The organism is Olivibacter sp. CPCC 100613 (genome assembly GCF_036959255.1).
Classification (GTDB): Bacteria; Bacteroidota; Bacteroidia; order Sphingobacteriales; family Sphingobacteriaceae; genus Olivibacter.
Map to the genome: position 1 here is coordinate 116,185 of NZ_JAWMTI010000008.1, position 22,845 is coordinate 139,029.

Below are 22,845 nucleotides of genomic sequence, written 5' to 3' on the forward strand. Positions count from 1 at the left end.
ATGAAAAATTTATTCTTAAGCATGATGATCATTGCAACGATGTTTGCAAGCTGTAGTAGTGATGATGATAACAACCCGGGACCCGATGGCGGAGAGATTACTTTTGAGGACGGTATTATCAGTGGGAATATTGATAGAAACGCTCGTGTAACCGCTGGCAGAACATATACTTTGCGTGGCCCTGTCTATGTTAAGTCTGGGGCAACGTTAACAATTGAACCAGGTGTGCGTATTGAAGCGGAGTATTCAGAAAATGTTACAAATGTGGCCTTTTTAGCCGTTGAACGTGGCGCAATGATTAACGCTACTGGAACGGCAGAAAATCCAATTGTATTTACTTCCAGCGCTGCAACACCCGCAGCTGGACAATGGGGTGGTATTGTGATTTGTGGAAACGCTGGCACTAATAAGGGTGCAAATGCACAAGCAGAAGTAGCTGGTTTGATATATGGAGGCGATAATAATGCTGATAATTCAGGTGTCTTATCGCATATTATTATAGAATATTCAGGTAATAAGATTAATGATGAATCGGAGTTTAATGGGTTGACATTTTATGCAGTAGGATCTGGTACTACTGTGAATAATATCTTTATCAATCAAGTTTCCGACGATGGTGTAGAATGGTTTGGTGGTTCTGTAAATGCCGAAAATTTAACAGTGATTGGCTCACAAGATGATTCGTTTGACTGGGCAGAAGGTTGGAACGGAACCGTTACAAATTTGTATGCTGATCAATCTGCAGCTACAACTTATTCTTCTGATAGCCGCGGTATTGAAGCAGATAGCAACCAAGATAATCCAACTTTAGCTCCTGTTTCAAGTCCAACTTTAACAAATTTAACATTAATAGGTCGTAACAGTGCTTCTGTTACTTCAGAAGCAGGAATGATGTTGCGTCGTGGTACCTTAGGCTCAATTACCAATGTTTATTTAAAAGATTTTATCGCTGGTGAAGGTATTACTGCAAGTGGTGCAGAATCTCTAGCTCATTTCCAAGCTAATAAAGTGAAACAAGTTCGTTTTGATAACGTACCAAACAAAGGTACTGCTGGAACGTTCGAGGAAGATCCTAATGCTACAGGCGCTGGTAACGGTGCTGCTCGTCCTGATTGGTCAACTTGGGCTGAGTCGCATTTAACTGGTAATTAATTATTGTATTGTTCATAAATGCTTTAAAGCGGCTATCCAATCGGATAGCCGCTTTTTTATGAATGGTGTTTGGGCGGCTTTGTATTAATTTTCCTTACCTCCCTGATGATCTCTGTGGGAATTGTCTTGAAAGAGGAAATCAAGGAACTCACAAATTATGAAGGATATCCAGGTCGACAGCTGGCAGCTAAACCCCAAAGCTTAACAGCTAATGATGAAAAATAACAATCCTTTAACATTGAAACGACTTTCTGTTTAATTCTCCATGCTAGTTTTATGCTAAGAAAGCCTTACTTTTATGGAACTTATTCTTCGTCGTAAACTAAGCAGAAAGTGGATGAACTTCTTCTTTATTACCTGTCTTTTGTTTTTGATTGTGAAGCGATACTTTCAGGTTTGCCGTGTTCCTACGCAAAGCCATTCATTTATTAGCTTTACTGCTCATTCTTTGGATGAATTGCCCGTTAACTATGAAGGTGAATTTTCGGTTATAACGTACAACATCGCAGGGCTACCGCAACTAATTTCCAGTGCGGTTACGGAACGTTCTTCCAGCATCGCTGAAATTGGTCGTCGTTTGAACGATTATGATATAGTCCATGTACAGGAAGATTTTAATTACAATAGCTTCTTATATTATGGAGGTAATGAACATCCTTTTAAAACAAAAACAAAAGGAGGGGTGCCTTTCGGTGATGGCCTCAATACGCTCTCTAAATACCGTATCACTGAAATAAGAAGGATTCCGTGGAATAACTGTACGGGCGCCGACTGTTTGACTCCAAAAGGCTTCACCTTTAGTAAGATTGAAGTAGGGAAAGATATCTTCATCGACTTTTATAATGTACATGCCAATGCTGCAGATGACCCGGCTGCTGCCGCAGCTAGGCGAAAAAACATGATTCAACTGTCAAATTATATTAAAGAACACTCGGGTACCCGGGCGGTTATTGTTATGGGCGATCTAAATGCACATTTCTGTTACGAACATGATAATATTCGCGATCTACTTGCCCAAAATCACTTGAAAGACGCCTGGATAACACTGAAGGGAAAGGATAGCTTCCCTGCTTTTAGAGCCTTTGTAAAGGAGGATATTTTGAAGCTGAATGACGATTGTGAGTCTATCGACAAAATACTTTTTCGAAGCAGCGACGATCTCCAATTACGTCCTATGGCTTATCGTTTCGAGAACGAAAAATTTAACAATAAAGAAGGTGTCCCGCTCTCTGATCATTGCCCTGTAAGTTTATCATTTAGTTGGCAGCAACATAGTTATTAGCTGTTAGTTATTAGTTGTGCGTTTTCTTCCTGTCCTATTTCCTAGGAGGTATCAAGTGTCAAGACGTAAGTATCAAGACAGCCCGTCTTATGTCAACTATTTTCCTATTCAACAACTCGACGACTCAACTAATCAACCAAGTCCAGAAATGCCTGGTAATAGGTTTTTACCATTTTTTTCCAACTATAATGTCTTTTAGTATAGTTAATAGAAATCTTTATTTTCTCTTCGTCAATAGGTTGCTTCATGACTTCATTAAGTTTGATAACCCATTCTTCTGCTTGTTCAGCGGCTAGTAAATAACCGTTTTTGCCGTGCTTAATGGCGTCCGGGATTCCCCCGGTACAGGAGGCCAATACTGTCGTTCCGCATAAAGCGGCTTCTAAGCACACTAAACCAAAGCCCTCCATATCACCTTTCACTTCAATATTAGGCATAATAAATGCACGCGCATGGTGTAGGATATTTAAAATTTCGTCAAAAGGTAAGCGTCCCAAGTGTTTAGCCCTTTTTCTGATTTCAGGTTTATGTAATAAAGCTCGCAGTTTCGGTTCATCGGTTGGTGCACCCAGAAATAGAGAGAATTTATTTCGGATAAAAGGTGGGAGAAATTTTAAAAAACGCTCCTGTTTAGTGGGCTTCCAATGAAATGGCCCTATCAGTAACAATAAATAATCATGCTCCAATTGTGGCATCACATTTTCTATAAACCAAGAAAAACCCTTTCTTTTTACGGGCCTTCCCAGGGCTACCAGCAATTTTTTTTCACGAATATCGAGGTGATATCGCGTTTGAAAGTCATCGTAAAAGCTTAACGAAAATTTATGCTTTGGGATTTTTTCATCAACACCATTGGATATAACCCTTATTTTTTCTGCTCGAATTCCCAAATCACGCGCCGCTTGTGCAGTAGCCGAGCTTACGGCTAGGATAAGATCGAAACGATTCAATTTGGGAAGCATGAATTTCCTGTATAAATAGCTGGGAAAGACCACATCCAAACCATGTATAGTAACTGCATGCTTAATCTGTGAATGGAATCGACAGCACAATAAATAATAGGTAGCAATCAATGCATCATTAAAATGGATAAGCGTGATATTGGGATGGTGATCTAAGATACGTTTTATATTTTTTCGGAGTGCGAGAAAAAAGCCGAATCTACTGCCAACTCCTTTATAAATTAGCGAATGTACCGGACCGCATTTTTTCATACCCGCCACCAGCTCATAACTGTGCTTTTCCATACCGCCGGTAGTAGGGGGGTATTTATGACTGATAAATAAAATTTCCATGAACGTTTTATGCTGCTTGCAGTGGTAAGGGCTTTCGATAATACATGATATAACTGATTCCTCCTAAAAATAGCCATATGAGTTGTCGCACTCTTCGAACAACAGATACACTAAGCCAGATACTGCCTGTAATGCCGATAAATTTTAGCATAAATTGATTGCCATATTCTTCAATGCCGATTTGACCGGGAATTAATGCGCCTGCTGATTTAAAAAAGATAACCCCCATGTCCATCGCTAAACTTTCTATCATGTCGATATGGATATCCAACGCATAGAGGATGAGTAGAAACTCCAGGGAGCCGACGAACCAATGGAGTGAAAAAAACAAAAAAGATAGGACGAGTGCCTTTTTTTCTTGGTGGTAATATTGTTTTGTCTCTGATAGGGTGGTCGTTAACTTTGATTGGAACTGATGGAAACGATTCGAAAAAAAAGAGGTAAATTTATATCGTAATGACTTTATCAAGCGAACAAACAAGAAAATTATCAAACCAAGAATTGAAAAAATGATGATTAAATAGCCAAAGAAGGACGATATGGGGTGATCGAAACTGGTACTTTTATCTCGCATAAATAAAATAATAAGGGCTAGTACTGATAAGATAAGTTGAGAGCTAATCATCAGACAACGGGAAACGACAACCGATCGAATGGCCGATTTTCGTTCGATCATATAAGGTTTTAACAATTCAGCTTTTAAAAAATCACCGCCAATTATACTGCTTGGATTAAAAAGACTTACGGTTTCTCCAATGAGTCTGATCCAAAACAAATGATAAATACTAATCTGCTTGGATTGGTTTCCCAGGCAATATGCCCAGGCAATGGTACCTAATAGATACGCACAACAGGTAAGGAGTAAGATCCAACAGAAATTCCAACCAATTTGTGTTATCGATTGAGCTACTTGAGTAAGATCGGTGTGAGCAATATAAAATCCTAAAGTAATTGCGACAGATAAGAATAGTACAATTTTAACAAATCGAAGCATTCGGTACTAAGAGGTTAATTTGTAAATACTAGGTACCTGGCCCAGCTGCTCGATATCATTGAAGTAAATGTCTGCCAAATGTTTCCAATTACGTTTGGCGCTTTCTTGTAGTCCAAGCATTTTGAACTGCTGGTAAATCGTCTTCTTCGTCAATAAGGTCTCAATACGATCCACAAATTCTCCTTCGCTTTTCGGGTTGCACGAAAAACCGTTGACACCATTGTCTATCAAATCTTTCGAGCCTCCTCCGTTTGCGATAACACAGGGTAGGCCAGAAGCTTGGGCTTCTAGTATTACGTTCCCGTAGGTTTCACTAATGGACGGGAAAATAAAGATCGAACTGGAAGCATAGAGTATCGCTAATTCATCGTGGTTAACATGTCCTAAAAAAATTGCGCCCGGCATTTCATGTTCGCAAGCTTTACGCGCCAATCCATCTCCCGCAACCAAAAAATTACATTCAATCCCTCGTAATTTAATTAATCGGTAAATGTTGAAAAGCATTTCCAGATTTTTTTCCCATACGAGACGGCTCACAAATAAAAGGGTGGGAAGTTTGTTACCCGTTATTTCCTGAAGCTTTGCAGGGTCTCTCTTCAGTGGATTGAACAACTCGTGATCAATACCTCTTTCCCATAACTGCATTTTAGAAGCCTGAATGCCATAACTCATCAGCTCTTGCTTAATAGTTCTTGTAGGAACGTAGATACAGTCGCACTGATTATAAAACCATTTTTTCTTCGATGAAATATATCTTTTAGCTAGGCCGATAAGAAAGGGGGTGTGCTTCAGGTAATAGTCAATATACGAGATAAAATGGGTATGATAGATGCTAACGACAGGAATATGTCGTTTGCGCGCATAAATAACAGCAAAATGCCCTAAAAACGAGGGGGTAGCAATATGTACGATATCTGGGCCAAAATCATCCAATCTAAGGGTTAGCCCTTTTTTTATTAAGGCAGGAACTGACAGGGTGTAATTTTTGTTGGATGGAATTTTTAACGTTGGAACTTTAATAGACGGGAAATTAAACAGCTTATCCGGACCGTCTCCGTAAATAAACATAAAATCAAACCGATCCGATGGAATTCTTTTAATTAGCTGAAACATTGTCCTGGAGGCCCCGTCTTTATCCTCATATAGAATCTCAGCAAAGAACGCTACTTTAATTTTCTGCATAGCATATACTTGGTATTCATAAAGCTAATAGTTTAAATTGATGCTAGCATTAATCAATTGTTATGAATTCATCATGTAATGCGGAAAAGCAGGTAAGGAGCCTTGTTTTTTTCACAAAGGCATAATGCTTTTTTAAAATAGGGTTAACGCTGATGCCTTAGATTTGTACCAGAGTTAAATAGTAATTGATTCATGTAAATTAGGTTTGGTTAAAATTGGGAAAAGGCTCGCTGTGAAGCGTGCCTTTTTTTATGTTGCCTTTTTTTTCGGCTTTTTAAGGGTTAAGGTCATTTTTCCGTAGTCAATGATCCCTTGGTATTGTGTTAATATATCACCGCCAATAACGCCGATTACGGGTTCAACGGAAAGGTTCTCGTAAGCGAAATTAATAGAAGATAAATCCAGAACGGCTACTTCAAAATTTTGAAGATGAAAAGTACCGATTTGAAAATCCGGAAAAAGCCAAGTGAAACTTTCCATATTGGTAGTGCCTAAACCGGTAGATACACGATCACTGTTCTTAAGCTGTTTATCACCTATATGGCGCTCTAAAATGGTTTTATCAAATACGGTTTTGGATGCACCGGTGTCCAAGACGGCTTTAAAGATTTGCTTGAAAACAACAACTTCCACCAATAAGTGGAAGCCGTCATCTTGAAGATTTAATAATGCAAGTGGTATTTTAATCATTAACTTCTTCGTTTTAAATAATTTTACTTTCGGAAAGTACCTGATTCATATTTCTCACAGCCTCGGCACTTTGCCTAAATTTAGCCTTTTCCTCTTCATCTAACTGAAGCATAACGATTTTTTCTGCCCCGTTTTTGCCAATAATAACCGGGACGCCCAGCGTGATATCCCGTTCATCATATTCGCCATCCAAGAATACAGAAGCTGTAAACAACCTTTTCTCGTTTCTTATAATACTTTCAACCATCGATGCTATCGCAGCGCCCGGTGCGTACCAAGCCGAGGTACCTATGAGCTTGGTAAGCGTGGCTCCGCCCACCATGGTATCCGCTATAATTTGCTCTTGTTGTTGAGCTGACAAAAATTGTGTTACAGGAAGGCTATTCCACGTCGCATGTTTTATCAACGGAATCATTGTTGTATCACCATGACCACCTATAACAATCGCATTTAGGTCAGAAGGAGAGGCTCCTGTATGCTGACTGATTTGATATTTAAACCGTGAAGAATCCAAAGCACCGCCCATACCTATTACTCTATTTCCGGGCAAACCTGTAGCTTTCAGTGTAAGGTAAGTCATCGTATCCATTGGATTTGATACCACCAGAATAATTACTTCCGGCGAGTATTTCAATAGATTCTCAGCAACGGTTTTTACAATATTTGCATTAGTTCCGATCAATTCTTCACGTGTCATACCGGGTTTACGTGGTATACCAGAGGTAATGACTGCAACGCTGGATCCTGCAGTTTTCTCATAATCATTTGTTACGCCGATGATTTTCGTATCGAAACCTAAAAGAGCAGCGGTTTGCGAAATATCCTGCGCCTTACCCTCAGCAACACCTTCTTTGATATCGAGTAGAATAACTTCTTCAGCGAGTTCCTTCCTCGTGATATTGTCTGCAGCGGTTGCGCCCACAGCACCGGCGCCAATAACGGTTATTTTCATAAATTTATAGGATTAAATGATTCTTTAAAATTATTGTTTTTTACCTCAATCCTGCACGACGGTAAAATAGTAAAAAGGAATGGGAATGGCAAGATAAGTTGCCCTAAAAAGGATAACCTATTGCTAAGTTAAAGACTAAGTTATCGCGTCGCCAATCTGGATCCCTGAAGTTGATCTTATTGAATACCCAACGTTGACCATCCGGTAAATATGGGATCCGGAATGGAATTGCAAGATCTGTTCTTAAGATGAGGAATGTTAAATCAAAACGTAACCCCAAACCCCCTCCTACGGCCAGTTCTTTAAAGAAATCTTTGGAGAATTTTCCGCCTTGAAATACTGTATCTGCATGTTGCAACCAAATGTTTCCAACGTCAACAAAGGCGGCCCAATCTAATATGCTAACAATCTTTGATCGATATTCCAGGTTGAATTCCATACGGATGTCACCGGTCATGTCCGGTACAAAATTATCATTACCGAAACGTTCCGGATTATAGGAACCCGGCCCGATTGCCCTGGCTCTAAAAGCACGTAAGCTATTTGGACCGCCGGCAAAGAATTGTTTTACATAGGGAAGTCGTGTTGAGTTGCCATAGGAATAACCATAACCGAACAAGGCCCTTGCAGCAAGCGTCCGATTTTGCCCTAATTTCATATAATGACGATACTCAATTTCGGTCTTGATATATTGCGAAAATGCCGCATTGAAGATACTATCCTGTCGGCCTTTTTTTACATTAGATCCTAAGATCAAACCTACCGTATTGGCGGATAAATCCAGTCCCCCGGAAAAATAGAAAGTATGCTTCCTATCGGTTTCCATGGTATTGGTATAGGTGAATTTGTAAGTTGGGCCAAAGGTAAATTGCCGGTCGATAGCTCTTTGTAAATAAGGAAAGTCGTTCGCAAGACTATCATAAAACGGCGTGACATTTACCGGTTGTACGTAGGCAATATCCAATAAATTAAGTTGGTGCGTTTTTTTTGCAGATTCCTGCCAATTATATCCCCAAGCAAAACGTAATGAGTTTAAGCGATAGGCTTGCCGTCTGTTTAAAAATTCGTAACCCACTAAAGTGGTGGTATGCGGCACAAAACGACGTGTCGGTTCCCACCCGAAAGGTGCAATAATGCGCGGCCAGGTTAAAGACGCCTCTAAACCATAACGATAAAAATTGGAATTGATATTGACACCTCCACCAGATTGTACTTCGTAGCCACCGTAGGCGGTTAAACGTAAAAGTTCAGCACCCTTAAAAGCATTTCGATGGCTCCAACTGACATTCACTTCGGATCCGTTATAAACGGCAGCCGTTTTACCGAGCAATTCAACACGGACGGCTTTTTTCTGTTGCGGCGTTAGATAATAATGAACATCTAGCTTATTGGTCTTTCCTCGATCAACCAACATAAAGTTATTTTTCACAAAACGGAACGTCCCCATACCAACAAGCTGACTGATGGTTTGATTTTGTCGATCGCGATTGTAAAGGTCGCCCTTATGAAAAAACATAGTACGTGCAAGCGCAAATTTTCGGAAGGTACGGTGCGGGTCTATGAAATAGAAACCTTTATATTCCTCCGCATCGGCAGGTGTTGCTATTTCGTAATTTCCCTGTACCAACGAGTATTCTGGATAAATGAAAATATTATTGATGGTGTAGGGTTGCTTAGCATTTTTAGGCGTTTCGTCTTTCAGTTTGACATTCATATCAACCATGTGATTGCCAATCATACTATCCACCTGGACCAAAATGTGATCTGGACTGAAAAAATAATAGCCCTTGTCTTTGAGCATATTTTCAATTCGCTCGCGCTCGGCGATGATCCGGTCCAAATTATAGGGTCTGCCGGGTATTAGTAAGGAGCCCGATTGCGCTAACTTGATCTCTTTTCCGATTTGAGTAGTAGTATCTACCTCGTAAGTGACTTTATTGATGCGGTATATCTTGTTTGTGGTTGCTACATAATTAAGCGTCGCCTTCTGATTTTTAATAGTCGTATCAGTGCTTACGTATGCATTGAAAAAGCCAATGTTCTCGAGTCTATTTCGGACCAGATTTTCATTATAGGATACATTCACATCTTGCAATAACACAGGTTCTTCGCCAGCTTTGTTTTTTAACCAATGTTTAAAGCCCTTGTTTTTCTTTGGCTGGCCAGCAATATTGTAGAAATATAATTTCGTACGTAAACCTAAGAACTTTTTATTCGGTCGTGGCCGTAACACTTCTTCCAACCGTTCGGTTAGGGGTGCCCGATATTGATCGGGAATCGAATCGTTATTTAGTTCAACCTCCCCCTTGACGTATAGGTTTTCTCCTTCCTTTAGGTATTTGATGTTACTGCAGGAAGTGAAAAATATTAAAATTGCTATATATGTATATATTCTAACCCTCATCGTTGCTCTTTTCTGGTTTTTGCTCGGTGACTTCATCTTCATTCCGGTAGGCTTTGTTTGCATTTTCAGACTGGTCCGTAGGAGATGGGTTTTGCTTTTTCTCCGGGGGTGTTTCTTTAAACTGCTTGTTACCTCTATTTTGTTGATCTTTACGAAGTTCTAAACTATCTAGGCCCTCCTCGTCCTCTTCATCCTCATCATTTTGTTCCAAATGCTCTTTCATCTCCTCAGCTCGTTTATCATTGAGCTGTTGAAGCCGTTTAGCGTTCATGAATAACTCTTTGAATTCATCGTAATTCATATTGATAATAAAACCTAAACCTGTTTCTATAAACTGTCCTTGTAAGGTTACCTGGTATTGATTTTTGCGGTAAACGCGCGCAATATATCGCCCATCTCTGGACAACTGGTATTCGATCGAAATATCGCCGGCAATATTCGTGGCCTTTTGCCCGGGTTGTCCACCGCCTTCCAGTTCAAAATTAGACCCAACGGTTACCTTTAATCGATCATCTAACATTCGTTTAGATACCCCAACATTCAGGTCAGTCCGTGTTTGCGCTTGACCGGTACTGTAATCGTCGGCTGTAGACTGTAAATCGAAGTTCAATTCCACGCCCGCAATTAGGTCGCCAGCTAATTTGTTTAACTGGCTGGTCAATAAGCTACTTACACTGGAACGAACCATGGTTTCAGCACTTGATCCTCCGGCACTTGAAAAAGGATTTTCCGCAATGAACCTACCTAATACGATTAAGGCGAAGGTTTGTTTATTCATTTCAGATGGATTGTCCTTTAATTGCGCCAATTTGGACTGCACGGTTTGCGTGACATCTTGCGAAACCGTACTTGCGTTTCCTCCCGTACCCAAGTCAATGTCAAAGGAGATTTCCGGTTTCAACATTTTTCCACCAATATGCAGGTTGACATTGAAGGGAAGACGTTGCCTATAATAATTGGCTTGTGCACCCGCAATCTGATTTTGCACAAGGTCAATTGGTTGCGCCTGTAAGGTATAAATGGCCGTCATATTGAGGTCAGCATCCATGATATCGCCACCCCAAGTAATCGTGCTGCCTTTCTTGAAGTCGAATCTCCTTTTGATCATGTTAAAAGAAAGCGAATAGTTACCTTCTTCCACTTCATAAGTTCCTGCAAGCGTCATATCGCCTCCGGGATTGATGCCAAAGTTCAATAAGGCCTGTCCTTTGACAAATAATTTGTCGCCCGTTCCTGGATCAACAATCACTGTAAAAGCAGCAACTTTGTCTACATCAATATTCAGGGATATATTCATCCCCATAATGGTATTCGCTTTTGTTTCCGTTGTGTCGTATACTGCAAGGATTTCGGCGCTGTCTCGTGGACTTAAGCTCGTAAATTCTACAATTCCCTCGCGTTCTACCAAACCAGGGTCTGTTTCCGGCATCGTTAAGGTCATGTCTGTACTCTTATTCACTCTTAAGGTACCATTTACAGATGGGCTCATAGCAGCGCCACGGATGCGAAGATCAGTATCGATGTTCAGTTTTCCATAAAATAAATTGTTATCAACCTCCGTTGAATTCAGCACTTGGAAATCATTGGCTTTTATATCCATACCTAAAACAAACTCAGTATAAGTTTTTGTTCGAATATTGCCATTAACTATCGCCTTATTACCAATACTATCGGTTAAGGTAAACTGTTTAAAACTAATGCCACGATTATTAAAATTAACGTGTTGCTGATCCATGCTAAATGTTGCATTCAGCATGGAAATATTCATTTTGGCTTGATTGAAAACCAAATCACCATTGATTACCGGTGCATCCAAACTTCCGGTTAAGTCGAGTTTTCCGGAAATACCCCCCGAAGTACGCCTTAGGTTTCCGAAACTAAAGGCCTCTAGCGTGCTCATATTAAGATTATTGACGAGCAAATCAAAGTCCATTGTTGATTCAGCGTCCAAGGGGGTAATATAATCACCACTTAGTTGGATGTCATTTCCTTTACCTTGTACGGTAATGTTGGCATTGTAAGTATTTTCTTTTGCGTTATTGACCTGAAGACCAATATCTCCAATAGTGTCTTGACCAAAGTAGAAGTCGTTGATCGTTATATCAGAGGTGAAAACCGGATAACCATCGAGGCGATCAACCAAGGCGTTACCATTAATCCCACCACCGACATCTAAACTGGCGCTTTCTACCATATTGGCAAAGGTTTCGATGCGAAAATTTTTAAAATCAACGGCTAAAGGTGAATTCGGTACAGAATCTTGCGAGGCAATGCTCATTTCCTGTCCACTTTGGCTGAGGTCGAAATGAGATGCCAACAAACCTTTTGAACCAAAGCTGATAACATTTTGTGGATTTACGGCCCATTTATCATAATTTAACATGAGCCCGTCCTCTTTTAAGGAGAAGAGAAAATCTTCAGCACGTGCCAATAAATTAGCACCTAAATGATATTGCTCCTTACCCTTTTTATCTTTAATCCACAAACCGGCATCAATTGAACTATTCTTTACGGTACCACTTAAAAGTGTATTTATAATTTCTATGCTCGATACCTTGATGCTATTCACGAGTAAGGCGTAATAGAGCGTACTATCCAACGTGTTGATGTCAAAACTTACATTTTGTATATCAGTTCCTGCATATACTGCTTTTGGAGCCACACCTTTGACATTAATCGATTTCGTTTCGCTATTAAAATTACCGTCCAAAGTTATAGGTTGCATTTCTGTTAATTCCGGCATAACACGGATAATCAGTGGTGATCGTCGAAATGTTGCTCCAAATTCGATTTCGGCCGGGCTATAGGCTGGGATGGTGTCCTGTAACCCCGTTTTTTTATCGATTGTAGGATTGGGATTATAATAGGTGTTCAACACATCCTGAAAAGCATAAGAGAGTGTACTTAACTTATAGTTGCCTATCATATGAGCCGTGAGAAACTCAGAGCGTAACTGTATGAGGTTCTGAGTGCTGTCCGCTTGGGCAATGACACTGATGGTATCTAAGACATAGCGATCATTATTGTACGCAATAATGGCTTTCGTTAGATCGAGTTTTCCATTTAGGTAGTCAGGATCAGCGGAATCAAAATCTGCAACGAAATTACCGTGGAAACGTATATTATCGTCTGTAAGTTTGAGATTCTTTGTATTAATACTGTCAACCAATAAATTCAGTGTAAATTTTGGGTATCGTTCGTTGAGCTTGGCAGCAATTTTTCCGTTCAGACTTATATTTGGATCATCGCTAGTTAGCGAGGCTTCTACATCACCACTATTGGCTTTCGCCGCTAAGGTGATGTTGGTATAGGTATAACCCATTGCTTCAGCGCTAATTAATTCGGCTTTTGCATCAGCTATTAATTTCGAAGGATCAAGTCCCTTTCCTTTGATTTGTGCGGTAAAGGATATCTTCCCCAGGGTCGAATCCATTTTCATGAGATGCCCCACATTTATATCTCGTATCGCAATATCGGTATCGTAGGTGGTGTCTCGTCCTGCGGCGTAATTTGCACGTAGGTTGGCGCTTCCCATAGAAGACTGCAGATGCATATTGGTGGTAAACTGATTGAGCCCCCCTTTAAATAGCCCGTTTAACTTCAGCTGTTTAGGAAGTTCGATGCTATCGGGAAGCATGCTCTTTGCTATCAAACGATCGAGATCTCGCTTTCCTGTTTCTAAATTTTTTAACTGTAGATCCATATAAAATTTATCAATATCAGGAAGTCCTTTTAGATGAGCGCTAGCTTGTAGGCGGGTCTGGTCTAAAGTGCTGAACACGATGTTGGATAGTTGGAGATCATCCACACGACCTTTTACCTGTCCGTCTATAAAAAAAGTATGCGCAAGCAGGGGTTTCATTACCTCCATCGTATCAAGGTCGGGAACCAATAGGAGTACGTCTTTCATTCCCAACTTACTCTTTTCAATATTGGCATCTACCTGAATCTCTCCGATATGTTCGGTAATTTGTTCAAGTGAAGGGTAACTTACTTTTGCATAATTTCGAATCAATGTATTTGGTGTTTCGATATACAGATTTTGGGCGCTGGCTCCTTTTTCCGTGTAAACAAAATCAGCCTCCGCTTTATTGATAGTAAAGCCACTTCTATCCTTAAAATTTAATTGTTTCAGTATACCACTAATGGAATCGATTGAGAAAAAGAAATCAGCCATTTTGGCATCTACATTGATCATATCGAGATTTCCGTAGTCCATACCCTTTGCAACGCGTGGTTGATTGGCATCAAAATAAGCTAGCTTATTTTGATCAATGACTAAATCAGCGATTTTCACCTGCCAGTTCATTGGAGTGGATTTTTCGCTTGTATCAGTTCCTGCTTGCTTCACTTCTCGATTTAGGGTCTTTCCAAATGAAATTTTTGCCGTATGGTCGTTTAGTAAAACCTGTTTTATATCAATTTGCTCTTTATTGAGATCGATGCGGTTGAAGTCCACGAGAAGGCGATTCAATAAAATATTTGCATTTAAGGCACTGGTCTCATCTGTATATTGCGCCTTTATGTTCTCAAAATTGACGCTTCCAAGTTGAATATCGGGTAGGGGAGCATCACTTCCGGTCACTTCTTCCACACCAAAATCTTTCGTATTGGGGACATCCGAAGAATCAGCGACAGCCCATTGTTTGACCTTTGTGTTGATTCCTTTTACGTTAATTTTAGGAATCTCAAATTGCATTTTATTTAAGTCAAAAATTTTAATTCGGGTATCAAGGTGTCCCAAATTAAAATCGGCGTCTGTACCGATAACTTCATCTTTGTAAACCAGACGAATACGATCGAGATTTATTTTATCAATGGAGAATTCCATGGTCGATGTCGTGTCCTCAGGCTTCGGAGGCGTTTCTTCCTCACTGACAAAGGCGCGTATAATGTAATCGAAATTAAAGCTACTATCCGGTAAGGTGCGATCAATCTTTGCCGTGATTCCTCTTAAATCTATCTCGTTTATTTCAACTTTGTTTTTCAGTAGTTTCAATAGACTAATATCAACTTTCAGTTGATCTCCGGCAAGCAATGTGTCCTTCTTTTGGTCTTCGAAATAAACACCTTCCAGTACCAATAACTTTGGCAAATCAAGTGAAACCCTTTCGATTTTAACAGGCGTTTCAATCTTTTTCTCTAAATAGGATACAACCTGCTGTACGAGAAAATTTTGAACAGATGGAATGCGGATTAAAATAAAAATAAGGAGTATTAAGCCAATGATACTGCCGACGATCCATAAAATAGTTTTAAGTGCAATTCTTCCAACCTTATTCAAAATAATATATACTTAAAAGTGTTCTCAAATTAATCTATTTTTGATGCTTCTAACAAATGCATCACTTTTTCTTTTGACCATTGCGGTTTAAATGACCGAAGACATAACATGCACTACTAAAAGAAAAAAGCAAAGGTATCAAACTTTGGTGAAAGACCGCTCCGGTGGAGCCTTAAATCCGTTTCTTTTTGATTTTTTTTTGCGATCATTGTTACATGTTAAGCGTATTTATTAGCTGAGCAGCCAAACAATAATTAACACGAAGAGAATCAATGCCAGTAGTAGAAAGAGGAATTTTCCCGAACCCTTGTCTGTTTTTTCAAATGCTTCAGGTGCTGGTCCGGGATTATCCTTATGCGCGGTGTAATCGTCTTCCACTTCCGTCTTACTGCTATTTTTATCACTATCTATCATCTTACTCATCACTGGCTATCTTTTTCCCTATCGCACTTTTTTCTTGTGCCCTTAATCTAAACACGCTTTTCAGAAAAAGGTTTAACCTTATCTATCCTTTCTCTTGGAGCTAACATGCCAACAAAGTGTTGGCTCGATTGTATTAATAAGCAAAAGGGTATTTAAATATGCATACAGATAAAGAGATCAAGGACTGGGTTTGCAATCATATTCACCAACTTATTCAAGAAAACGAAGCCTCAGAACAAAAGGAATTTAACGCGAATGTCGATATTGAAGGTACAGACGGAACCGTACATACCTATACTATATTTTTGGAAAGAAGCGGGAGCGAGGAGGAGGAAGAATGGATTGTGCGTAATATCGTTCGACCTGAGCAATTGCAATAATTAGGATACATTGTTTTTTTGTTTGAACGAATAGCTACCTTTAGCGTCGTTAAACAGCCATGCATATTTATGAATCTAGTATTTAAAGTAACACTTGCGATTGTTTTGCTTACATCGAGCCATTTATTTGGTAAAGAAACGCTAAAAGTGGCCGTGGCGGGTCTAAATCATGATCACGTTCATCTCTTATTAAATCTATATGAACAAAAGAAGGTCGAGATCGTGGGAATAGCCGAATCGGACGGCCAGTTAGTGCAAAGAATGCAAAAAAGGTATAAAATTCCCGGTAATTTATTTTATAAAGATCTTGCCACCTTACTACAGCATGTAAAACCGACAGCTGTACTCGCCTATAACCCAACTAACGAGCACGTGCAGGTCGCCGAATTATGCATGCCGTTAAAAATACCTGTAATGGTAGAAAAACCTTTAGCAAGTACTAAGGCGGAAGCTAATCGGATTGCTCAATTAGCGAAGGAAAATGGGACGCTGTTTTTAACTAACTATGAAACTACTTGGTATAAAAGTAATCAACTTCTTAAGTCTTTAGTGGATGAACAGGCTGCTGGAACTATTACAAAAATGTTAGTGAAAGACGGTCACGAGGGCCCTAAAGAAATCGGGTGTAGTGAAGATTTTCTCAGATGGCTAACGGACCCTGTCAAAAATGGAGGAGGGGCACTAATGGATTTCGGGTGTTATGGGGCAAATTTAATGACTTGGCTTAAAAAAGGGGAACAACCGGTAGCCGTTACGGCTGTTACGAAACAGTTCAAACCTTCAGTTTATCCAAAAGTGGATGACGATGCTACGATTATGTTGGAATATCAAGATGGAAGCACGGGAATTATCCAAGCGTCATGGTGTTGGCCTTATAGTGTTAAGGATTTACAAGTATTTAGTACGCAAGAGCAGTGGCATGCAGTAAATGGTACAACCCTTTTAAAATATACGTCACCTGAAAAATCCGAAACGATTCCGCTTACAAATGAATACTATGAAAATCATTTGGCATATTTGGAGGCGCTTCTAAAAGGAGAAGTAAAGGCCGAGGATGATTTATCTTCTTTAAGCAATAATGTGATCGTGGTAGAAATTTTAGAAGCCGCCAAACAATCAGCTAAGGAAGGCAGGCGCGTTCTTTTGTAAAATGAGTGGCAGGTTTCGATTTTTTACATGAAACCTGCCGCTATGTTTTATTCGTTATTTTGACTTTGAGCAAAGTCTTTGGATATAAAATTATATACTAAAAGAGCTAAACCCTCGCCATCTACATCTCGATCCCGGTAAACACCAAGACGAAGGGTGTTTTCATCGAGCGCTAAAATTTCATAGGTGGTCCAATCGGACACGCCGGTAATTCCGTTTTTGGATGGTTTGTAACCGCGGAGTATAGTACCCCCATTTAATGTTAGCGTTTTATCAACCAAGTTGAGCATATAGGTGCCTTTCTCCTGAACATTATTTTCCATTTTCTTGATATTACTAAAGTCGGGACCAGCGATCAAAGAGAAGGTCATTTCGCCATAATCCCCTTTGGCCATATTATCTGGATAGATTCCTTGGCCTGCGTCCCACCAAACGTTAGCAAAATTGTTCGGATCAACAAAGGTTAATGGGCCTTCAAAAAAGAGACCATCGGTATCAAGTACCCAAGTTTTTTCATGGCCTGCGCCACCAGCGATATTAGTCCACATAGGGTCCGACACATAATTTAGGTTATTTTCTGTTACAGAAACTTTTACAGAATCTACTTCAACTATACCGCCACCGGTTACCGCCGAAAACTTTATCGTATAATCTCCTTTAAACGCGTAGCGTACAGTATCTTGTTGCCGAGTGGATTTTCCCGTTTGATAATCCCACATGGATATGGTTTCAGGCGTATTGTTTTTCAATATAACCGTATTACCGCCGGCATCAGCATTGAAATCTTGAACAATTTCAAACTGGAATTGGGATTTATCCAAGGGTTCGGCTAACTTGTAGTCGTTTTTCTGGCATGAAATTATCAGCATCATTGTGCTAATAACTAATCCTATATTTATTCTTTTTAGGTTCATCGTTTTGTATGTTAAGATTTCCTTACCAACCACTATTTTGTGTCAGCACACCGTTTGACAGTGTTATTTGATTATTCGGAATTTGTTGTAATCCGTTTGTTTCGTTGATTTTGCTGGCACTAATAGTTTTGCGAGCTTCTTGGCCGCCATTTAATACCGTTGTACTTTCAGCGATTGTGGAGGCGGCCACGTCAACACCTTGGCGGAGTAAATCCCAGTAGCGAATCCCTTCTAGGGCAAATTCGAGTCTGCGTTCGTTCATAATGGCTGACTGACTCACCGGTTGAGCGGAAAAATTAGTACCGAAAGCCCGCCTGCGTACGGCGTCGAAATAAGTTTGGGCGTTGGCACTTCCCAGTTCTGCCGCCATTAAGAGTACATCCGCATAGCGGATGGATACATAATCTTGGAATTGACCGATTTGAAAGTTGACTCCTCCTTTACTAACTGCAATACTGTTCCCGTTTTCATCTACTAAGGGCGTGTATTTTTTATTGTAATAGCCGGTATATTCTCTTTGTCGAGCTTGGTTCGTAAAGTTTATTCCTTCTTCATTAATAGCAATGATGGAGGCGGCCCTGCGACTATCATTTCTATTATAAACGTTCCATAACCTTGGATTGACCGTTGCGCCACCCCATCCGTTGCCATAAGGAAAACTCCATTGCTCGCGCATACCATACATAACCATCCAGTGATTACCATCGGTATTTCCATCATAGTCGCTCGTGAAAGTATACTTGATAGCAAACACAGTTTCTTTATTATCCTCACCCACATAATTTTCTAAGGAGGCCGGCCATAGATGGGCGAAATTTTCTACGAGCGAAAAACCGCCATTATTAATAACGTCCTCAAGGTAGCTAAGTGCCGTGTTCCGATCTACCATACCTACTAAATCTGATTGCTTGTAGTAACCGGTATAATATAGAAATACACGCCCTAATAAACTCTCAGCAGCCCATTTCGTAACACGTCCGTAAGTAGCGGTAGCTTGATTTGCATAAGAAGTATTTGGCAGACTGGTAATAGCAAATTGAAGATCGCCGGTAATAACCTTATAAACTTCTATTGGATCCGATTGCGGGATATTATCACTACTTGGTTCCGTTAACAAAGGAATATGCCCCCACAACCTGATCATGTCAAAATATAAATAGGCACGTATAAAGCGTGCTTCCGCCTCATATACAGGGCGTAAGTTAGCTTGATCTCCCCAGTTTATATCGTCTAGTTTTCCTAAAAGCATATTGCATCGGTAAATCGCCTTGTAGTAGGCGATCCAGTTATCAACAAACAAATTTTGATCGGCGGGCGAACGTAAACGATCAAATTCGTCTAGCATTTGATAGCCAAAGCCATCGGAATTACCCGTACCACCAAAGCAGTTGTCAGACAATATTTCTGTGGCAACAGGTAAACTAACGCCTCCGGCCCAAACTATCTGTAAACCATCGTAACAACCAACTAAGGCCTTATAGGCATCATCAGCCGTACGGTAAAAATTTTCGTCCGTTAATTCCGTTATTGGTTCTGTATCTAAAAATCCTTTCGTACAAGATCCTATTGTTAATGTGCTCGCTAAAAGCGTATAAAGAATGAAATTTTTCATTTTTCAATAGATAATTGGTTAAAAAGTAATATTGGTTCCAATCATAAAAGTCCGAGGCCTAGGGTAATAACCCAGGTCGACACCACTGGCAAAGCCTTCGGTATAACCTATTTCCGGATCCATACCATCGTATTTCGTGAAAGTAAAGGCATTTAGTACAGAGGCGTACAAACGTACTTTTCTTAAATAATTCTTCTTAATAATTTTACCAAAATCATAACCCAATGTGATGGTGCTAATACGTAGAAAATCGCCATCATGAATGTATAGATCCGAAAAATTGGTCCAGTTACGTGCGTCTTCGGTAATGCGCGGTGTTGTATTCGATGATCCCGGACCATGCCAACGATCGAATATAGCTGTTGTATAATTAGCGTAGGGATCGGTATGATTGCGGTACGACTGCACCAATTGATTACCTGCTACGCCTGTAGCCTGAATCGCTAAATCAAAACCCTTATAATTAGCCATTATATTGAAACCATAGGTGAAGTCGGGATTTGGGTTGCCAATGATGGTTTTATCCGTCTCAGCGATCTGTCCGTCACCATTTACATCAACATAACGAACGTCTCCTGGCTGTGCAGTAGGTTGTATCAAAGCGCCATTGGCATTTTGGTAGCTGTTAACCTCTTCTTCCGTTTGAAAAATTCCATTGGTTTTATATCCCCAAAAATATCCAATGGGAAAGCCATTTTGAGCGCGGTAAAATTCACCGGAATTAGCAAATAATAGGTTATTTTCGCCATGGATAATTCCATCGGAAGTGGGTATACTTCCTACTTTATTTCTATTGTAGGTACCATTAACACCTACACTGTAATTAAACTCTCCAATATGATCATGGTAATTTAAGGCTAATTCTACGCCCGTATTTTTTACATCACCACCGTTTATAAATGGTGCTTCTGCTCCGGCCGTTGCCAATACGGGTACTTGGATTAACCAATCTTTTGTAATTTTATCATACCAATCGAAGGCAACGTCCAAACGATTTTGTAACAATCGGGCGTCAAAACCGATATTTGTCTGTTGTGAGGTTTCCCATTTTAAGTTAACATTGCTTAAGCGACTTGGGTAGGCTCCGGGTGTAAGTAGCCCCTCTTGATTTCCGAAAATATAATTGGTATTCAGAAAGGTTACGGGCGACATAAATTGAAAAGCGTCTATTCTTTGATTTCCAACCTGCCCCCAGCTTGCCCTTAGTTTAAAGAAATCCAACCAGCTTTTGGTGCTTTCTGCAAAAGCCTCATTGGAGATAACCCAACCAGCTGAAATAGAAGGGAAATAACCCCAGCGATTACCACTTGCAAACCTGGATGATCCATCTGCTCGGAAGGTAGCGTTCAACAAATAGGTGCCTTTATAGTTATAATTGAGCCGTCCAAAATATGACATGCGTTTATCCGGATCGTCCGGCGCACCTCTTAAAGTCATTTGCGTAGCATCGTTTGCATTGGTGGCGTTGGATAGCCAGGCATGCTCTAAATCATTGAACACGGCGTTTATATTCGCTCCCCAAATACTCGATCCGTCGTATTGAAAGGCCGAAGATCCAATCATGGCCTCAAAGTGGTGATCGTCTTTTACATCGAAAGTATAACTGAGTAAATTATCCCATAGGAGGGACTTATTCTTTCCCATATTTTGATTGATTCGGGAAAAATCATTGAAAGAATAAGCGGAAAGCCTATATATGGGTGTATAAGATCTGCTTTCATTTACATTGTAGTCCAGCCCCAAACTGGTTCGAAAACGCAGGCCCTTAATAGGTTCTACTATTAAATAAACATCACCAAATAAACGCTGACTATTACGATCATTTTGATTACTATAATACATGGTGGCGTAAGGATTCGCTTCACCTGTATTCCAGGAGGAATTCGTATTATCATAAAAATTTCCATTTTCATCGTACATTGGTACCAACGGACTGGTATTAAAGGCGCCTCTTAACGAATTGTTGTATTGATTGCCTACGCCAATCCCGTTACTGTTCAAATAGGTAAATGTGAGATGTTCACCTAAGCGGATAATGTCGTTATATAAATTGTGTTCTGAATTAATGCGATAATTGAAACGTTCATAATTAGATAAACTCTTACCTCCGACAATTCCTTCTTGTGAAGTATAGCCGAAAGAAGTAGAATAGGTAGATTTTGTACCCCCTCCTTGTGCACTTAAGGAATAATTCTGGGTTAAGGCGTTATCTTTAAACATTTCGTCCATCCATAGCGTGCCTTTTCCGAGGTTGGTTATCTGTTCATTGGTAAAATATGGCGCTTTCCCGGCATTAACCGCTCCTTCGTTCATAATAATGGCGTACGATTCGGCATCGAGCATGTCAATCTTTCTGGCCAATTTTTGTAAGCCGGTATAAGTATCTACAGAAATTTGGGCAGGTTGGTCTGATTTGCCGGTTTTAGTGGTAACGAGTATCACCCCATTGGCGGCCTGTGAACCATAAATAGCTGCCGATGCGGCATCTTTTAATACATCAATCGAAGCGATATCGTTGGGATTCAAATAGGTGATGTCGTTTGTTAGAACACCGTCTACCACGTAAAGCGGACTGGCATTGGCGATCGTTCCTACGCCTCGGATAATGACACGCATGCTTTCCCCGGGCTGGCCCGAGCTAGAGCTGATCTGAACACCCGGTGTTTGTCCTTGTAATGCTTGTAAAGCATTGGTAGTACTTTGCTTTTGAATATCATCACCTTTTACCTGAACCGATGCGCCGGTAATTAGTTTCTTTTGCTGCACACCATAACCTACTACCACCACCTCGTCTAGGTTTCCGGTGGTGGGGGTTAATGTTACGTTAATGGAATTGGCAGAAGTCAATTTTACTTCTTTTTCTTCCATTCCAACGTAAGAGAAAATTAAAGATTGACCAACGTTGGCATTAATAGAGAAGTTGCCATTCCCATCTGTTGAAACCCCTTGCGTGGTTCCTTTTACTTTTACACTTACGCCAGGGATCGCCAGTTGGTCTTCAGAGGAGACCACCTTTCCCTTAATCGCTTGCTGGGCAAGGGCTGCTTGTAGCGAAAACAGTAGCAGTAATAGCCATGTCCCAAGTTGTTGAACGGTTTTTTTTATTGTTAGCATACTCATGTTTTTAGGTCT

General features: G+C 40.2%; 15 protein-coding genes. 4 read left to right on the top strand and 11 right to left on the bottom strand.

Annotation, left to right across the window (positions count from 1 at the left end; translation table 11 throughout):
* Together RYH73_RS21010 and RYH73_RS21015 are read left to right on the top strand one after the other, a co-directional pair.
* The gene (locus RYH73_RS21010; protein WP_335315450.1) at positions 1–1,152 is read left to right on the top strand and encodes a hypothetical protein; all 1,152 of its coding nucleotides are present in this window, start codon (positions 1–3) and stop codon (positions 1,150–1,152) included.
* 298 nt (positions 1,153–1,450) lie between these two features.
* A complete protein-coding gene (locus RYH73_RS21015) occupies positions 1,451–2,434 on the top strand; it encodes an endonuclease/exonuclease/phosphatase family protein (protein WP_335315451.1) in 984 nt (327 codons plus the stop codon).
* A gap of 128 nt (positions 2,435–2,562) precedes the next feature.
* Here the strand turns inward: RYH73_RS21015 and RYH73_RS21020 are convergent, their stop codons facing one another.
* From RYH73_RS21020 to RYH73_RS21055, 8 genes are all read right to left on the bottom strand, one after another.
* Positions 2,563–3,729, bottom strand: coding sequence for a glycosyltransferase family 4 protein (locus tag RYH73_RS21020; RefSeq protein WP_335315452.1), 1,167 nt, complete (start codon positions 3,727–3,729; stop codon positions 2,563–2,565).
* A gap of 7 nt (positions 3,730–3,736) precedes the next feature.
* A complete protein-coding gene (locus RYH73_RS21025) occupies positions 3,737–4,723 on the bottom strand; it encodes a lysylphosphatidylglycerol synthase transmembrane domain-containing protein (RefSeq protein WP_335315453.1) in 987 nt (328 codons plus the stop codon).
* 6 nt (positions 4,724–4,729) lie between these two features.
* Entirely contained in the window at positions 4,730–5,905 is a 1,176-nt protein-coding gene (locus RYH73_RS21030) for a glycosyltransferase family 4 protein (protein ID WP_335315454.1), read from the bottom strand.
* 249 nt (positions 5,906–6,154) lie between these two features.
* Positions 6,155–6,595, bottom strand: a complete 441-nt coding sequence (locus tag RYH73_RS21035; protein ID WP_335315455.1) for an aspartyl protease family protein — start codon at positions 6,593–6,595, stop codon at positions 6,155–6,157.
* 13 nt (positions 6,596–6,608) lie between these two features.
* Positions 6,609–7,547, bottom strand: coding sequence for a malate dehydrogenase (locus tag RYH73_RS21040; RefSeq protein WP_335315456.1), 939 nt, complete (start codon positions 7,545–7,547; stop codon positions 6,609–6,611).
* A 103-nt stretch (positions 7,548–7,650) separates the two neighbouring features.
* Positions 7,651–9,951: a translocation and assembly module lipoprotein TamL gene (gene tamL, locus RYH73_RS21045; RefSeq protein ID WP_335315457.1), complete on the bottom strand. Its 2,301-nt coding sequence runs from the start codon at positions 9,949–9,951 to the stop codon at positions 7,651–7,653.
* Positions 9,941–15,235: a translocation/assembly module TamB domain-containing protein gene (locus RYH73_RS21050; protein WP_335315458.1), complete on the bottom strand. Its 5,295-nt coding sequence runs from the start codon at positions 15,233–15,235 to the stop codon at positions 9,941–9,943. The genes tamL and RYH73_RS21050 overlap by 11 nt, the downstream gene beginning before the upstream one ends.
* 231 nt (positions 15,236–15,466) lie before the next feature.
* Entirely contained in the window at positions 15,467–15,658 is a 192-nt protein-coding gene (locus RYH73_RS21055) for a hypothetical protein (protein WP_335315459.1), read from the bottom strand.
* Positions 15,659–15,816: 158 nt separating this feature from the next.
* On the opposite strand from RYH73_RS21055, the gene RYH73_RS21060 reads away from it, so the two are divergent.
* Both RYH73_RS21060 and RYH73_RS21065 read left to right on the top strand, forming a co-directional pair.
* Entirely contained in the window at positions 15,817–16,038 is a 222-nt protein-coding gene (locus RYH73_RS21060) for a hypothetical protein (RefSeq protein ID WP_335315460.1), read from the top strand.
* A gap of 69 nt (positions 16,039–16,107) precedes the next feature.
* Positions 16,108–17,187: a Gfo/Idh/MocA family protein gene (locus tag RYH73_RS21065; RefSeq protein ID WP_335315461.1), complete on the top strand. Its 1,080-nt coding sequence runs from the start codon at positions 16,108–16,110 to the stop codon at positions 17,185–17,187.
* A gap of 47 nt (positions 17,188–17,234) precedes the next feature.
* Here the strand turns inward: RYH73_RS21065 and RYH73_RS21070 are convergent, their stop codons facing one another.
* The 3 genes from RYH73_RS21070 to RYH73_RS21080 are packed head-to-tail and all read right to left on the bottom strand — an operon-like array spanning position 17,235 to position 22,827.
* Complete coding sequence (locus tag RYH73_RS21070; RefSeq protein ID WP_335315462.1) at positions 17,235–18,101, bottom strand: hypothetical protein; 867 nt, start codon at positions 18,099–18,101, stop codon at positions 17,235–17,237.
* A 22-nt stretch (positions 18,102–18,123) separates the two neighbouring features.
* The gene (locus RYH73_RS21075; protein ID WP_335315463.1) at positions 18,124–19,713 is read right to left on the bottom strand and encodes a RagB/SusD family nutrient uptake outer membrane protein; all 1,590 of its coding nucleotides are present in this window, start codon (positions 19,711–19,713) and stop codon (positions 18,124–18,126) included.
* 18 nt (positions 19,714–19,731) lie between these two features.
* A complete protein-coding gene (locus RYH73_RS21080) occupies positions 19,732–22,827 on the bottom strand; it encodes a SusC/RagA family TonB-linked outer membrane protein (protein ID WP_335315464.1) in 3,096 nt (1,031 codons plus the stop codon).
* Positions 22,828–22,845 lie beyond the last annotated feature (18 nt).